We start from the raw sequence: 16,729 nt of genomic DNA on the forward strand, positions 1-16,729 counted from the left end.
TATCTGATACGGACGCTCATTTTGTTTTCAAAGTACAGTAAGACTGGTAAACGCTTGCCAGCCTTTCACAAGGGACAACGCGCAGTTATCCCCTGTGAAGGACAGGCAAATCTGCTTAGCTCAATTCAAACCGGTTCTGAATTTCTTTTATCAGCTTGAACTGAAGTTCCTGATACAAGTCCTCATCATAGCAGACATAGATTTTCCCGCTGGCATCGTACAGTTCGAACTTGCACAGTTCCAGCATATATCCCTTGTAGTAATTCAAAATGGTTTGAATCGCACTCTCATCGCCTTTCTTTGCGTTCAAAATGGTATCCACAGAGATACGGCGTATCATGGCGCGCCTATGCTTTGCCTTGTTTTTCAAGTAAATCCCTCATTTCCTTTAATGCTTTGGTTCTGGCGGCTTGTATCGTACTCCGCACAACATGGAACCGCTCTCCGATTTGCTGATCTGTCCAATCCAGAAAGTACGCCAGAAGAATGATCTGCCGTTTGCGTCCGGAAAGGCTATGTAACGCTTGTGCCAGCGCGTCATTCTCAATGGCGATAGACCGTTCTAAATCATCGAAGAAATACTTTTCCGCTGAAGTGATTGGGTCGATATGAATTGGCTCCAGCAAATGATTGTCCGGCAATTCCGAAAACAAGACCTCGTTTTTGCCACGCCGTTGCTTGGCTCGATACCAGTCCCTTGCAAAATTTCTCAAAACGGTTTTGCAGAAGCTATCAAATTTACCCTCGATACGGCGAATATCTTCCTCTGTCCACGGCATAGTATTCACCCCTTTCCTGCGTTCAGCGCTTGATTGGAAGGGGATACTCTTTTGTCCTGATGCTGACTAATACGAATCCGAAAAGTGAAATGCCAATTTCCCCGGAAAAATCAGAAAAATATTCTAGATCGCACTGCAAGAAACCTTTACAAAACTGTGCAGATCAGATAATTGTATAAAGAAAGAGCCTGCTTCCCATTCGTAGGAAGCAGGCTCTCTGCTCTTGTGTTTTTGCGTCCAGCTTTCAATTGAATTAATTTCTTGCTTTCGCTTTGACGAACCTTACCGAGTTAATGTCCTCCAGATAAAGGTCACGATCTGAGCGCGGGTGCAGTCTGCGTCTGGACTAAAGGTAGCAGAACTGGTGCCGTTGGTGACGCTCTCCTTGACAGCCCACAGTACCGCGTCGGCGTAGTAAGCGTCAGCGGAAACGTCCGTGAAGGGGTTCACACTGCCCGCCGCAGGGGATTTCTCAGAACGCCACAGGAAGGTCATGATATGTGCGCGGGAGCACTTCAGATCCGGGCTGAAGGTGGTACTGCTCGTTCCCACTGTGATACCGTTCTCCATGGCCCACAGCACAGCGTTGTAATAGTAACTGTCAGCGGCCACATCAGTAAAGGGCATTGCCGTCGCGCTCGGCGCGGGACTTCCGGCCGCTCTCCACAGGAATGTAACGGCCTGCGCGCGGGTGCAGACACCGTCGGGAGAGAAGTGAGTGGCATCGGTGCCGCCGGTAATGCCCTGTTCCGCTGCCCACAGCACTGCGTCATAGTAATACGCGGACGCGGGGACATCCACAAAGTAATTGAGCATGGTGTTATCTTCCATGAAGGTCGCCTTGACCTCCACCTTGCTTGCGGGCATTGTGAAGCTGTACTTGCCGCTGCCCAAATTCTTCAGGTCGAGCTTCTTCCCGCTCGCATCCGTCACGGTCAGGGTTTCCAGCACATAGCCCTTGTCCGGTGTGACCGTGACGGTCACCGTGGTTCCCTTACTTGCGCTCTTGGGACTGACGGAAACGGTACCGTTCTTCGCGCTGGGCGTGGAAATGGTGCTGCTGTTGCCGGAAGAAGAGCCGCCGCTGCTGGAGGACGAGCCGCCGCCGGAAGAAGAGCCGCCACTGCCGCTGCCGCCGCCGGACTGCGTGTTGTAGCCGATGGCGTAGGTGGAGAACTTCTGGGTATACACATAGATCAGGTGATTTACTGTGTCCAGATAGTAGGTGCCATCTGCCTTGGTGGTGTTTTCGGCAAAGGCTTCGGTCACACCGTCATGGTAACGATAGACCGTAATGTTGCTCTTGCCGGTCATGTCGTAGGGGATGATGATCTCCATCATAGTTGCGGTCGTGGTGATCGGGCTGTCGGTGTCGTCAACAGTCTTTGTAACCTTGATATCAAGGTATTCCAGAGTTTTGCCGGAAGCCGAAGTTTCGATGCTCGTTTTGTCCTCATCGCCGATCTCTGTGCTGCGCTTACTCTCGACGGTCATTTCTACCTTGACCGAGGTCGCACTGGAGTTTGCACCCTTCACAGCCGCCGCTTCCTTGTCCAGACCGCCGGCAACCACATCGGGTGTGTCGGCACCGTTGACCGTCAGCTTGGAGTTCACCTTGCTTTGCGGCAAAGTAACATTTTTGCCTGTTTCGTTGTGATTTGTAACAATGACCAGAGTTGTCTGCGTTGTATCATCTTTCTCGGCGACGATGTTATAAACGCCCGGAGCGATGCCGGTGAAGCTGTATGTACCGTCAGGTGCGGAAGTGGCGGAAGCAACCTGCGTATCGCCCTTCATGAGCTTTACAGAAACGCCGGAAGCGGGGGTTGTGCCGTTGGATTCATAAACCGTGCCGGAAATGCCGTAGATTTTGGCCGTTTCCGCCCACTTTGCATAGAGGGTGATATTGCCGGTCACGGTGTCCGTATCAAAGTTCCAGCCGTTGGTAAATGCTGCGTCCTTATACCAGCCGTGGAAGGTGTAACCATCCTTCGTGGGTGCTTGGGGTTCAGTCAGCTTGCCGCCTTCAGAAACCGTAGCAGAGCCAACTGCGCTGCCGCCGTTTGTGTTGTAGGTGACGGTGTATTTCTTGGCAACGCCGATGACGACATTCGACACGGGTTCCTCATTGTTCCCTGCGGCAATCCACGCCACTCCTTCAGACTCCAGTGCGCGTCCGCCAACAGGCTGTACAATGCTCAAAGAGGAATCAATCTTGATTTCGACCTTGTTGTTGTGGCCTTCAGCCAAAATTGCACCGCAGCCCTTGGATGTACCGGTGCTGGTAGCAGTGATAGGCGCGTTGATCGCAATGTTGCCCATCGTATAGAATCCAGCGTTTGTGCCGCTGACGCTCAAACTGCCGAAGCCGTTTACGGTAACGGCTCCCATTCCAAGAACCGCCGAACTGCCCATTCCGATCGTCGAGCTGTTGGACAGTGTGTTCTGTGTGCCTGCTGCCGTGGTGATGATCGCTCCGTCAGGCAGGCAAACCGCAGCCAGATCATCTTGACTCCCCTGCGCACGGTCGGGAATATCCATCGTTGCGCCGCTGAGCGTCAGAGTCTTGGTCTCGGGGTTCCAGCTCCAGCCCTCATCGGCATTTGTGTAAACGCCGCCTGTCAACGTTGCGCCGAAGGTATTGCTCTCACCGATTTTGGTCAGATCAAGGACGGCGGTGCGGACGGTCTTGCCGTTCTTCGTCCATCTGGCGGTATAGGTCGTGCCGGCGACCGCAGCGTCAGCGCTCGTCAGTTCGGTCTCGCCGTTGAACCAGCCGGCGAAGGTGTAGCCCTTGTCGTTGGTTGCACCCTTCGTATAGGTGTCAAACGCGCAGTTCGCGTTGCCGAGACCGTCGGTGAAGGTGGGAGCTGCTACGCCGATGACGACGTTGGTCGCGAACTTCCCATTTCTGTCGGCAATATAATGAAATCCGCCGTTCTCACGAATCTGACCACCGGAAGGCTCCGTGATGCTCAAAGCAGAATTAATTGTGATGCTGCCTCCAGCGACAGCCGTACCGTTTTGCTTATTGGTGGCGATCACGGTGATCGGCGCGTTGATCGTGATTTCGCCCGCAGATAGTCCGTACTCATATCCGCTAAGACTTAAACTGCCGGAGCCTGTAATCGTAACTGCTCCCTCACCCCAAAGCGCCTCAATCGAACCCGTCGAGACGTTGGACAGCGTATTCTGTGTGTTCGCTGCTGTGGTAAGTGTCGCGCCGTTAGGCAAGCTCACAGCAGAGTCCGCAACTCCGGGTACATCAATGGTGCAGTTTTCGAGGAGCAGCGTACCGCCGTTGTCACCAGGCATCCATGTCCAGCCCTCGGCTGTGTTTACATAAACGCCATTGTCATATTTTGCCCCAAGGGTGTTGCTCTCACTGATCACCGTCAGGTCGAGGCCAGTGGTGCGGACGGTCTTGCCGTTCTTCGTCCACTTGGCGTAGTAGGTGGTTCCGTTCGTAAATTCGGTCACTGCATCGCCGGAGTAATCTGCGCTAGCATACCAACCAGCAAATACATATTTTCCGCTGCCAACCGCGTATTCATTGTCAACCGTGTAACTACCCGAGGTAATGTTCGCGTTGCCGAAGCCGTCATTAAAGGTCGGCTCGGAAATTTCCGCTGCGTCCTTGAGCGTGATCGTTGTATCAGCCGTCGGTGTTCCCGATACGGTGATTGTGGAATCACTGTTTCTTGTGACGGTGATGCCGTTCAGCGCTCCGTCAGTCAAATTACTGATAGTGCTTACATAGTTCTCAGGGAAATAGTGACCAGTATCAGCGGTATATACGATATCTGTTATTGCAGATGCCGTAACCGTCTGACTCGCATTACCGGAATCCTGTGTTTTTGTCATGTGCTGACCCGCAGTAATCTCGACCTTGCGTGCGCTCGGTTTCGCTACAACAGTACTGTTGGCTGTTGCAATATAAATCGCATCTGATTCGTTTTCTTTTACGCCAATAATATAAGAAGAATCCTGATCGGAAAAGAAGTTATCCACATACTGTGCGGCATTCTTGCCCTTTGCTACAAGTGTACCGGTCTCACTTGGTTGGCTATTCAATGTATTTAGTGTCCAGCCGATCTCCGCTTCGTTTGTCAACGGCCTCTCTTCACTCAAACGGAGGTACTTACCGCTACTTTTGACATTATTTGTCTTCTGTTTCGCTGTATTGTCTTTGATCACAATGGAACCGCCTACAGTGACTTTGTTGCTATAGAACATTAATCCGCCGCCGGAAGATCCGGAAACAGCATTCTTTTCGATTCTTCCGCCAAGCAGCTTTACGGTCGAATCTGATTCCGCACCTACGCCGCCGCCATTACTGTCACTCCCAGTCCCAACATTCTCACAAATGCTGCCACCATTCATGATAAATGTTGCTCTATCTGAGACGGCAACACCTGTGCCGCAGTTGGATCCACTTGTCTTATTCCCGCAAATGCTTCCGCCATTTAGTGTAAACGATCCGCCCGATAAGACGCACACAGCACCGGCCAAAAACTGGCTTCTTGAGCAATTTCCACCCGTTATGGTGCCGCCGCCTACCGAGTCATTAATAATCAGTGTTCCCGAAACTTTGATTACTTGGCCGTCAGATGTCGCATTTGTCATGTTTCTGTCTATTTTATGTCCGGCCAGATTCAACGTGACCGTGACGTTCTCGGGGATTGTCAACAGACCCTTCCAAGTAGAATCTGTTGACGTGACATCGCCAAGCAGCGTGATTTCTCCCCCGGTAGTAAAAGCATTCTGCAAATCTGACCAGGTCGAAACCTCCGTCGCGCTTGCCGCGCTTGCCGTGACCGTTGTCCCGGCGAACAGGCTCATTACCATGCACAGCGTCAGCAGCATGGATAAAATTCGTTTGCATTTCATCAGCAAATTACCTCCTCAAATCATGATTTTTCTGATGGTTCCGTGTTACATCTTCTTTTCAAAAAAACATCCTTTCTTTTTCAAAATGATCTGTCCCATTGTTCCGCATCCTCCATCGTTTTTTTCAGCGCATCGGCAGTGACCGGCGTGATGAGATAGCCGTCCACTTCCAACTGCTCAGCTTCTTGCCGGAATGCATCGTTGTGCCAGAGAATGAACACACGCAGTGCAGGATACCTTGACCGCATATTCTCCGCAAGCTCCAGCCCGGTCAGGGGGCCCATCCGTGCGGCGGCATACAGCGCGTCAACGGGATGATAGAACGAATACTGATGGGCGTATAGCGGGTCGCAGAAGCACTCAACGGAGGAACCCGGCGGTGTACTCTTTCTGATTTCCGCCGACAGGCGCATCAGCTTTTCGGGGTTCGGGTCTACTGCAATGATCTTCATGTTGGTATCACCTGATTTCTATCCCTCGCTTTCTGATCCGGTTAATCTTATGATACAGGAGCAAGCGTCCACGCAGCGTCCACAAGGGCGAAAAAAAGAACCCGGTCGAAAAACCAGGCTCTTTGAAGCAAATATTGATAGGAAAGGGGTCAATCTTCCAGTGTGGCCAGCGTCATCTCCGCCCACGAATACTGGCTCATATACTCGCCCGCATAGGCGTTGACGCCGGACGGCAGACCGTGCAGAAAGTCATAGTAGTCGCAGTCGAACTTCTCCGTTGCCACGGCAAAGCTGTTGCGGTGTTTCAGAAAGATGGATTCTGCGTCCGCCGCCCGCAGGGTGGCCGAGAGATCGGAAACAAGCTTACGCAGATTGCTTTTCTGTTGCAGGAGGGGGATCGCATCCTCGAAGAGTGTGGCGCAAAGCTGCTCCGTATTCATGATCGCGCCCTTGCGGTCCACGAGCAGGGCCAGCAGCTCCTTGGTCTGCCGGCGGGTAAAGCGGATCGGAACGCCGTCCACAAAGATCTCGAAATTGCCAAAGCACTGGATGCGGACGCGTTTGCCATGCCCGATGGTTTCCGGCGGTATTCTCAGGTTTTCCATGGCATCCTGTACCTTTTCCACCGTTGCGGGCTTGAGCAAATAGCCGCTGGCGTGGAGGTCGAAGGCGTCGATGGCGTATTCGCTGTATCCGGTCACAAAGACGATGTTGGTCTCGCCGTGCTGGTCTTTTAGGCGTTTGGCCAGTTCCAGCCCGTTCATGTCCCGCAGTTCAATATCAAGGAAGGCGACAGCGCAGGGGGTGTTTTCAGCAACCACCAGCGCGTCCGCGCTGGTGCGGAAGGGGTAGACCTCCGCCTCCGGCAGTGCACGGCGCAGCACAGTTTCCAGTCCCTCTAGCGCATTTCTCTCATCATCGACTGCCAGAATGTTCATGTCAGTTTCTCCTTTGGAAGTTGTATTGTGGCAGAGGTCCCGCGGCCTTTTTCGCTTTGGATCGTCAGTGTCCCCCCGACCATGGCGGCCAGACGGGCGCGCACGTTGTCGATGCCGATGTGGGTGCGCCCGTCATATTGCGTCTCCTGCGGGTCATAACCCACGCCGTCATCGGCCACGGTGATGGAAAAGCAGGTCGCTTCCTCTCGCGTAGAGATGGTGACGGTGCCGCCGCCCGATTTCTTGCCCACACCGTACTTCACCGCGTTTTCCACCAACGGCTGCACCGTCAATGCAGGAAGCAGAAAGCTGTCGGCTTCTATATCATAGACGACATTCAGTTCCGACTCGAAGCGCATTTGCTCCAGGGAAAGGTAAATTTTGATGTGCTTGAGTTCCTTGGAAAACGGAACGGGGGCGGTGCGCCTGAGAGAATCCAGATTCCCGCGCAGATAATCCGCAAAATCATTGAGCGCTGTTTGCGCTTTCATCGGATTTTTTTCACACAGTACGCTGATAGAAGTGAGGGCGTTGAACAAAAAGTGTGGCTGGATCTGGCTGAGCATGATGTTGATCCGGCTATCAGACAGTTCTGCCGACTGTTTGGCGAGTTTTGTTTCCATGTGTGCAAGCTGTATCTCCTGCTCCATAGCGCTGCGCGTCTGCTGCGTGTGAAGTATCACATACAGCAGCACCAACGAAAGAGTCGGTGCCAGAAGCAATGGCGTGACCGGCCAATAGGATTCCAGCAGATACCCGATCAGTGGAAATATTCCGTAAGTAGAGAGAATACAGGTATCTCTTCTGCCCAGCACCCGATGATGCCATACCGTGAATAAAACGCAGAAAATTAATAGCAGTGTGCCCAACAGCCAGAAGAGCTTATAAAGCGGGCCCTCGATCTGGTTGCCGTCTGCGTCGTACCAGATGTACCAGTCATTGAACAAACAGAATATCCAAAGCAGGATGACCACACCGCATATAGCCGATACAGCGTGGGGAAACACAAAAGAAATAGGCTTTTTTTGAGAGATGAAGTTGGAAAGAAAATAGGTATAGGCTACGGTCAGGACCACTGTCATGATGTCGGTAATCAATGTGAGCGTTTTTACCAGCGGGATTTTGCCCGGTGTCGGCTCGTTCAGCAGGAGCCATATCGCCGAATCGCCGATCAGAAGCAATGTCTGAATGGAAAGAACGGCGACAAACAGCCTGTTCGTCTTTGTCCTGTACTGGCGTTCTTCCCAGCAGCCCAGCAATAAGATCGCCATAATAGATGCCGCAAACAATTCCACTCCGGCACTGAGAAAATTTAAATTGTCAACGCTTGGCATAGGTTCCACACTCTTTTCATACAGCCGAACAGATTACGCAGGAATATATTCCTGCGTAATGGGGGTACCCCCATTACGATAACCCTCTGTTTTATTTCAAATTAATAATATCAGTTTTCGTGCAAGTTAGACATGCCTTTTTCCTGCTTAATCAACAAAGTGAGCGTACTACTGCAATATGATTGTAGCAGATAAGCGCCTTTCTCTCAAGCAACAATTTGGGGTACGCAGCATACTGTCGATCTTATTGATGCCGTCTATAATCTTACATTAAACTTGGAATAGCCCAAAAATATTCCACTTGACTTTTGAAACGAAAACGGATATGGTGCCGTCTAATAGGATGAAGCCGCTTCAAGTACCGGGGGAAACACTATGGAACAAATCGAAACAAAGAAAGCTCAACTTTCAGCCGCCATGGGAGACCAGCAGATCATTCAGTTGTTCTTTCAGCGGTGTGAGGAAGCCATTACCCAGACCCAGAAGAAATATGGTGCGCTGTGCCGCAGTGTGGCCCAGCGGCTCCTGACTGACCCCAGGGACACGGAAGAGTGTGTCAGTGACACCTACCTTCGTGTCTGGAATGCCATCCCGCCGGAACGCCCCCGCTCTTTGCGGGCCTATCTGGCCCGCATCACCCGGAATCTGGCATTGGACCGCTATAAGTACAATACTGCCGCCCAGCGCAGCACCGCCCTCACCGACGCTTTTGAGGAATTGGAACCCTGGATCGTTGCCGGACAGGGTGATCCGGACACAGAACTGGATGCATCAGAGCTGCGCCGGGTGCTGAACGGCTTCCTGCGCCGTCAGAGCGCTGAGGCCCGCGTGTTCTTTTTGCGCCGCTACTGGTATGGAGAGAGCATCCGGGAGATTGCGGAAGAATGCCATGCCAGCGAAGGAAAGGTTAAAACATCGCTGTTCCGCACAAGGGAACGTCTGCGCGCGGAACTGGAACAGGAAAGGATTACACTATGAACGAAACTCGTTTTCAGAAATGGATGAACGCCGTGGATGATGACCTGCTGGAGGAAGCGCAGCAGCCTATGAAAAAGAAGCGTTCCTGGCTATACAGCGCCGGGGCGATTGCCGCCTGTCTTGCCGTGGCTGTAACTGCCGTCACCATGACCCACCGAGGCACTGACCAGCCCACCATGATCACAAACCCCATGCACGAATCCAGCGCAGCTGAGTTTCAGCAGCTGGGATACTCCATCCCCCTGCCGGACAGTGCCTCCGGCACCTCCTACTACCTGATCGACACAGGGGCAAGCGACAAGCAAATGGCCGAAGTCAATTTTGAACAAGGCGGGCAGACGTACTACTGCCGTGCCTTAAAGGCAGAGCAGCCCCAGGACATCTCCGGTATTTATGCTGACTGGACGGAGAGCCTGGACTGGAGCGGCGAAGATGTTTCCGTCCAGCTGCGCAAGTCCGAGGATGCGGCCTGGGTGGGCTGGTATGCTCCGGAGGCCGAGGTGCAGTGGTGTGTTGCCGGCGGCAGCGATGCCCAGGTGCTGCTGGACACCGCCCAAACCATTGTAGAAAAGCTGGGGTACGTTATGCCGCTGTATCCAATGGACAGTGCGGAGGACGCCTTTGCCGATGGCGGCTACTCCGTGGACTTCACGGCGGCAGACCTTGTCAAAACCGGGGGCGGATATTCCCTGACCGCAAAGATTTATGACTATGACCGCTATGAACTGGAAGACATTCAGAGTTTGAAAGAAGGCGACCAGATCCAGGTCTGTCGGAAGCCTGTGACCGTTGAGAGTATCCAGCGGGATAACGGTACCGTCATCATCAACGGCGGCATCGAAAACGGCGGCGTGGAACTGATTGAGGACGACGGCCTGTATTGTACCAACGCAATGGATGACCAGCCGATCTACTATGATCTGGGAACGATCACCCTGCCCGTATCCACTGACTGCACCTTTGAAGACCACGCCGACCTGGAACAGGAACCTGATGGCCTGGTTTATGAGTGCGAGGACGTCCCTGCGGCTATTCAGGCCAGCGAAACGCCCTTCAACTGCTACAACACGGTCATCACTGTCCGGCAGGAGCAGGTGGTGCAGATCATCCGCTATTGGATTCCCTGATGGATCAACATAATAGAATCGAGGTAACATGATATGATTCAGAAAGAAAAATACAACGTAAAAAGGGTGCTTGCCCTGATCCTGTCTCTCGCCTGCGTGACAGGGCTGCTGGCAGGGTGCGGCCGACAGAACACCAGTGAAGGAAAAGCTGACGGAAGCTCCTTGGAAGAACAAACATCCGACACCTGGTATGAAATTGATCAGGAAGCAGGCATTCTGACCGTCCGCCTTCCCGCCGAAAAGGAAGGATTCATTTGGGACTTTACCATCGACGACACCACCCTGTTGGAACTGCTCACGCAGGAGGACAATGACGGCACCTTTGTTGCCAGCTTCCGGGCGCTGGGAGACGGCGAGACAGTTGTGTCTTTCACCTATGCCAGGGATGATGCGCTGGAGGAAATCCGGGCGCTGAATGTTACCTGCAAGGATGGAAAAGTAGCCGACGTCTCCAACGCTTCCGTTATGCCCATTAGTGGGCAGGATGATCCGGAGATCACAGACCTTCGAAACAGCAACAGCATCCCCATGATTATGAAGGAACACAGCGCGGTGACCTGCGTCTCCGAGACCTGGGACGGGGAGAACAACTGGAAGAATAAGACTGTCCGTCAATTCGTCAGTTCCGATGGCCGTCTGTGGTATGACTACGAACAGTACGATGATGCTGACCAGGTCGTATACTGCGAGGCGGGATACATCAACGATGACGTTCCCGGTGCCCTGTATACCTGCGAAAAAGACGGTCTGAAAACGATGACGCCGTGCCCGGCGTCTGAGTATGAAGCCATGGTGTCTGACCGCTGGCTGGCGCGTCAACCGTGTGACTATGAGACCGTGGTGGACAAGGCTGACAGCACGGAGTATGGAACCACCACCCTGACCGCCGCCAGGCAGAATGGCCTGACAGGGATCAACAGCGAGGTCATTTACTTTATTGACGATGCGACTGGCCTCATCACCGGTATGGAGGTGACGGAGCATAGTGCAGAGGACGGCAGCGTAGTCTCCGTGACCCGCAGCAATATTCTCTACGATGAACCCCGGCTCATGGAGGAGCAGGCGGCTATGAATATTCTGTTCCCGGAGGACGCCTGCTATCTGAACGTGATCATCAATCCCGGAAAAGAGAATTCCGAGGAACAGGCTTTCCAGGTGGATAAGTCCACGGAGGTGGAATTTGATGCCATGGAGGGCTATCAGCTGTACTACGATTATGATTGTACCCAGCCCATGGATTGGATCGATGTGGGGCAGAATAAACTGACTGTCTATGTCACGATAGATCCTGCGAAATAAGCATTTAAGAGATTCTTCTGTGATTGAACACAAACAGATTTCGAAAATCTAACGCCGTAAACGGCATAGGAAGATCACTATAAATCAAACACACGAGCAGTGGGACAGATGAACAATTCTTGTCACTTCGGATATTAAGCCCGCATCGGTGCAGATGACGATAAGTAACATAAAAAGTCGGTCTGATTCGAATCCTTTCATAACCGTTTACGAAAAGCAATCCGGTCTGCCGATACTCGTAAACCCCTGCAAACCGGTCAGCACCACATTGTTCTGTGAACTGGCGCAGTGGATGATGAGCGGGCTGCCGCTCTCGTCTTTGCCAACGAAAATGCCCACATGGGAGTCGCCCGGATAGAACACCAGATCACCCGGCAGGGCTTCGCTCCAGGAGATCGGCTTGCAGTAGCCGTGCTGACTGGCCGCACCGCCGCCGTGCCCCATCACATAGCCCAGAGAATTATTGAATACCCAATCGACAAAGCCTGAGCAATCTAGCCCGTAAGGACGGACTGTCCCCGTGCTGCGGCTTCCCGGCGCGGTCACGCGGGTGGGTGTTCCCCAGCGGGAGTCCCAGCCGATGGCGCTGCTTTTGCCACCCCAGAAATAGTTCACCTTGCCGAGCAGGGAGTAGGCTTTCTCCACCACCGCTTTCCGCTGTGCTGAAACATCTTTCGGCATAGCAGCAAGCATGGCGCGGATCTGCGCCTCGTCCAGACTGACCTCGCCGCCGTAGGTGCCGACCAACTCGGCAAGCATCTGTGCGTACTCCGGCTTCAGCACCTCGGTCAGTGCTTCGCGCTGGCTCTTGCTGAAATGATAGATGTCGGGCATTTCGGTCGCTTTTTTGCTTGTGATCGTGATATGGAGGATGGTTTCGGTGTCGTCCTCATGCTCGATGGTCTGCACATACCAGCTCACCTCGTTCATGTCCCGGAACACCTGCCGGATGAGGTCGATACGCTCCTCGTCTATCGTCACAACATCTGTAGCATCGGCATCCGCACCGGCAGTTTTCACCGCAAATACCGCGATGATGTCCGTCCAGTTGCGGATGGTCAGGTCACTGCCGCCGTCCGGCTCCCGGTGGATCACTACGCTATCGGTCGGGTTCTCGACCTGTATCCGGCTGATTTCGGAGGCGAACTCGCTGTTGATGCGCGCCACCGCCTGCGGCACGGACTGGGCATCGCTGTCGTTGCCCGACCAGAACACGCCGAAGGGCGTTCCCATGACCGCCGCCGCACCGCCGATGACCAGGATCAGCGCAATAAGCGCACCAGCACCGCCCAGAAGTCCTACCGCCGCTCGTGCCGCAGCCTGTCCAGTGCGGATGACGGCATTTTTAAGCCATGCAAAGCCTTTTGCGGTGCGTTTTGCCGTCTGTGCGGTCTTTTGTGCGGTTTCCTGCACGAACTGCTGCTGCATTTTCTCTTTTGTTTTCGCTGCGACCTGCGCCTGCACTTTCGCCGCCGCCTGCTGACGCATGGACTGCGTTTGCCGCCCTGTGAACATCAGTTCACGGGGCGGCTTTTCTGCTTTTTGGGGCGGTGTCGATGCGGTTTCCCTGCGCCGGTGCGTATGCACACTCGGCGTATCGACAGGGACAGAGGAGGGCGTATCCGTAAAGCGATGCTCCTGCAACGCAAAATCGTCCTGCACTCGAAAGGCCTCCTGTTTTGCTTCCCGCACCACAGTTTCCCGGCGGCGTTCAGTCTGCTTTTTCGCCTGCTCCTGCCGGAATTGCTGCTTGGCACGCATGACTTGCGGCGGATCGCTCTGACGCAGAGGAGCCGCATTTTCCACCCTCTCTTTCGGCTTGGTGGAAATAACGGCGCGGTCAAACTGCTTCTGCGCCAGCGCCTTGCCGGAGCGGAACGCTGTCCGTGCGCTGATCTCTGCCGCTCTTTGTGCGGTAGTCTCAAACCGACTTGCCGGTTCCGAGAACACAGACTGCGCTTCTTCCTGCTGCTCTGTGTTTTTGGCCGTGAGCTGACGACGGGCTGCGTTCTCTCGCAGCACCTTCGCCGCCTGCTCGGGGAGAAACGCTGTGGTCTGCCGGGTCTGGATGTCCCGGCCTTTGGGGCGTGTTCTTATCTCTTTCACAGCGACTCACCCGGCTTTGTCGTCATCAGACGGTACAACGCAGTACCCCGCGGGAACTGGTTGATGAACGGCACCAGTGCGCCGCCAACCTTGATTAGCCCATGTCCCGACTCAGCGTTATTGATGTAGCCGAGCTGTTCTTCCGAAATGCGGAGCATCCGCACCAGCTCCTCCTGATCGGTGGGAGCCTGTGACAGCATCAGCAGAAACTCCGAGTTCGCCAGCATATTTTTCGCTGTGGGAGAGCGCAGGCAGTCAGTGACATTCTGCGTGATGCCGGTCGCGGCGGCATTTTTCTTACGAAAACGCTTCCAGCTCTCCTCCAGAAAGCCGGTGCTGTACTCGTTGGCGAAGAACAGGTAAATTTCGTCGATGTAGATCCATGTGCGCCGTCCGCGCCGGTGGTTCTCAATGACGCGGTTCAAAATCGCGTCCAGCATGACAAGCATTCCCACGGTCTTGAGCTGACTGCCTAAATCGAAGATGTCGAACAGCATGATGCGGCTGCTCATATCTACATTGGTTTGGTACAAGTAGGCATCGAAGGTGCCCTCGGTGACATAGCTGTAAATGTCTACCTCCGGGTTTTCATTGCCCTGCCGGATGATGCGGCCCTCCCGCTGCTGAAGGTCGGACGGACGCCACGGGCAATCGAGATGGTGGAGTGCGATGAGTTTTTGCTGACAGTTGGTGCCAGCGCCCATGCGCTGGGTGCTGCCCAGCAGGATACGCACCTGACCGCTCCGCACTTTGCCGAACAGGTCTTTCTTCTGTACCTCGCTCTTGGCGTTGTGGATGAAGGCGATCTCGTTTTCGGGAACGCCCAATTCCAGCAATTTCGCGCGAATATCATCATAAACGCTGAAGGTGCCGTCATCCTTCGGTGTGCTGAGGTCGCAAAAAATCATTTGGGTGGAGCGTTGGCCAGCGGTGCGCTGCCAGATCTCAAACACATTTTCGGCGCACTTGGCGGCTTTGCTGTTGGGATCGCTGGGAAGCATGGGGTTGACCAGTCGCTGATCCAGCGCCAGCTTGCGGCCATCGTTGGTAATCATCAGCATATTGTCCACGCTGCTGTCCACCTCGCGGTTGCGGACTTTCTCAGCGCGCTCCGCCAGCGACGCCACGATCTCTTTCTGATACTCGGAGGGTTTCAGGGCGATGTTGTGGTAATGCGCCTCCGGCACGGGGAGCTTGAGCATATCCGCCGTCTGGATGTCCGCCACATTTTTGAAAACGGACATCAACTCTGGCAGGTTATAAAACTTGGCGAAGCGCGTCTTGGCCCGGTAGCCGGTACCCTCCGGAGACAACTCGATTGCGGTGACGGTCTCGCCGTAGTTCGCCGCCCATGCGTCAAAGTGCTGCAAGCCCTGTTCCTCCAGCGCCGACATCTGCAAGTAACGCTGGATGGTGTAAAGCTCCACCATACTGTTGGAAATGGGGGTGCCGGTGGCAAAGACAATGCCGCGTCCCCCAGTAATCTCGTCGAGGTAGCGGCACTTCATAAATAAATCGCTGGATTTCTGCGCTTCGGTCTGGGCAATACCTCCCACATTGCGCATCTTCGTGTAAAGAAAGAGATTTTTGAAATAATGGCTCTCATCAATGAAGATACGGTCAACACCCAATTCCTCAAAGGTGACCACATCGTCCTTGCGGCTCTGGTCATTCAGCTTGTCGATCTTGGCTTGCAGGCCCTTCTTGGTTTTCTCCATCTGTTTGATGGTGAAGTTCTCGGCTTTTTCTCGCTTGGCATCGGAAATCCCCACCATGATCTCGTCGATCTGCTGTTCCAGAATGACCCGCTGGCGCTCTACGCTCATAGGGATCTTCTCGAACTGCGAATGCCCGATAATAACGGCGTCATAGTCGCCGGTGGCGATTCTGCCACAGAATTTCTTGCGGTTTTTGGTCTCAAAATCCTTGCGGGTAGCGACAAGGATGTTCGCTGCCGGATAGAGCTGCAAAAACTCAGTGGCCCACTGCTCTGTCAGGTGGTTGGGCACCACAAAGAGAGATTTTTGACACAGGCCCAGCCGCTTTGACTCCATCGCCGCCGCGACCATTTCAAATGTCTTGCCGGCACCGACAACGTGTGCCAACAGCGTATTTCCACCGTAGAGAATGTGCGCGATGGCGTTGACCTGGTGCTTGCGGAGCGTGATCTCCGGGTTCATGCCTGAAAAGCTGATGTGACTGCCATCATACTCACGGGGGCGGTTGCTGTTGAACAGAATATTATAGGTCTTACAGATGGCTTCGCGCCGGTCCGGGTCTTTCCAGATCCACTCAGCAAAGGCATCTTTAATGAGTTCCTGCTTGCTCTGGGCGATGGCGGTTTCCTTCTTGTTGAGGACAGCGGTTTTCCTGCCATCGTCATCGTACACATAATCGAAAATGCGGACATCCTTCAGATTCAAGGTAACTTCGATGATTTCATAGGCGTTGATGCGCTGTGTGCCGTAGGTGCTAATGGCCTTGACATTGCCGCGATCCTTGCTCTTACCCTCGATGCGCCATTCACCGGTGATTTTAGAATAGTGGACCTTCATGCCCCATTGTGCGCTGCGGGGTGTACCCAGCGTTTCAAAAATAAATCGGCGCACATATTCAGTGTCCAGCCATGTAGCGCCCAGCCGGACGGAGATCTCGCTGGCGGTGAGGTCGGTGGGCTGCACCTGCGCCAATGCCTCGGCGTTGATCTGATAGTGTCCGAAATTTGGTAGACATACAGCGGCCCGAACTCGTCCTTGATATGGTTCCGATAGAGAGAATCATATTTCTTCAAGGTAGCATAGGCTCTGGTGGCCTTGCCCTCACGCT

Annotated in this window: 10 protein-coding genes and 1 pseudogene; 3 read left to right on the plus strand and 8 right to left on the minus strand. The window is 53.8% G+C overall.

All coding sequences use genetic code 11. From position 1 onward, the window contains the following. Positions 1-115: 115 nt before the first annotated feature. The 6 genes from ACTQ33_RS05885 to ACTQ33_RS05910 all read right to left on the minus strand — a co-directional run bounded on the left by ACTQ33_RS05885 (position 116) and on the right by ACTQ33_RS05910 (position 8,393). Positions 116-310: a helix-turn-helix domain-containing protein gene (locus ACTQ33_RS05885; RefSeq protein ID WP_441462954.1), complete on the minus strand. Its 195-nt coding sequence runs from the start codon at positions 308-310 to the stop codon at positions 116-118. Positions 311-347: 37 nt separating this feature from the next. Continuing rightward, positions 348-779 carry a sigma-70 family RNA polymerase sigma factor gene (locus ACTQ33_RS05890; RefSeq protein ID WP_441462956.1) on the minus strand — a complete coding sequence of 144 codons (432 nt, stop codon included), beginning with the start codon at positions 777-779 and terminating at the stop codon, positions 348-350. 282 nt (positions 780-1,061) lie between these two features. Further along, entirely contained in the window at positions 1,062-5,669 is a 4,608-nt protein-coding gene (locus ACTQ33_RS05895; RefSeq protein ID WP_441462958.1) for an S-layer homology domain-containing protein, read from the minus strand. Between the two features lie 80 nt (positions 5,670-5,749). Next, a complete protein-coding gene (locus ACTQ33_RS05900; RefSeq protein WP_441462959.1) occupies positions 5,750-6,121 on the minus strand; it encodes a hypothetical protein in 372 nt (123 codons plus the stop codon). Positions 6,122-6,270: 149 nt separating this feature from the next. Then, positions 6,271-7,059 (minus strand): response regulator, encoded by a 789-nt coding sequence (locus ACTQ33_RS05905; protein ID WP_441462961.1) that lies wholly within the window; start codon positions 7,057-7,059, stop codon positions 6,271-6,273. After that, positions 7,056-8,393: a sensor histidine kinase gene (locus ACTQ33_RS05910; protein WP_441462963.1), complete on the minus strand. Its 1,338-nt coding sequence runs from the start codon at positions 8,391-8,393 to the stop codon at positions 7,056-7,058. Before ACTQ33_RS05910 ends, ACTQ33_RS05905 begins: the two co-directional genes overlap by 4 nt. A gap of 375 nt (positions 8,394-8,768) precedes the next feature. Here ACTQ33_RS05910 and ACTQ33_RS05915 point away from each other — a divergent pair, with 375 nt between their 5' ends. From ACTQ33_RS05915 to ACTQ33_RS05925, 3 genes are read left to right on the plus strand one after another with little or no spacing between them, the layout of a single operon-like run. Continuing rightward, positions 8,769-9,371, plus strand: coding sequence for an RNA polymerase sigma factor (locus tag ACTQ33_RS05915; RefSeq protein ID WP_441462965.1), 603 nt, complete (start codon positions 8,769-8,771; stop codon positions 9,369-9,371). Then, positions 9,368-10,498, plus strand: coding sequence for a hypothetical protein (locus ACTQ33_RS05920; RefSeq protein WP_441462966.1), 1,131 nt, complete (start codon positions 9,368-9,370; stop codon positions 10,496-10,498). Before ACTQ33_RS05915 ends, ACTQ33_RS05920 begins: the two co-directional genes overlap by 4 nt. A gap of 33 nt (positions 10,499-10,531) precedes the next feature. Then, positions 10,532-11,797: a hypothetical protein gene (locus ACTQ33_RS05925; protein ID WP_441462968.1), complete on the plus strand. Its 1,266-nt coding sequence runs from the start codon at positions 10,532-10,534 to the stop codon at positions 11,795-11,797. A gap of 207 nt (positions 11,798-12,004) precedes the next feature. Here the strand turns inward: ACTQ33_RS05925 and ACTQ33_RS05930 are convergent, their stop codons facing one another. Both ACTQ33_RS05930 and ACTQ33_RS05935 read right to left on the minus strand, forming a co-directional pair. Continuing rightward, positions 12,005-13,903, minus strand: coding sequence for an NlpC/P60 family protein (locus tag ACTQ33_RS05930; protein WP_441462970.1), 1,899 nt, complete (start codon positions 13,901-13,903; stop codon positions 12,005-12,007). Continuing rightward, positions 13,900-16,614 (minus strand): annotated as a pseudogene (locus ACTQ33_RS05935) (DEAD/DEAH box helicase family protein); the annotation flags it as partial. The pseudogene ACTQ33_RS05935 and the gene ACTQ33_RS05930, both read right to left, overlap by 4 nt. Positions 16,615-16,729 lie beyond the last annotated feature (115 nt).

The sequence above is a fragment of the Candidatus Avoscillospira sp. LCP25S3_F1 genome (assembly GCF_052117125.1).
GTDB lineage: Bacteria > Bacillota > Clostridia > Oscillospirales > Oscillospiraceae > Avoscillospira_A.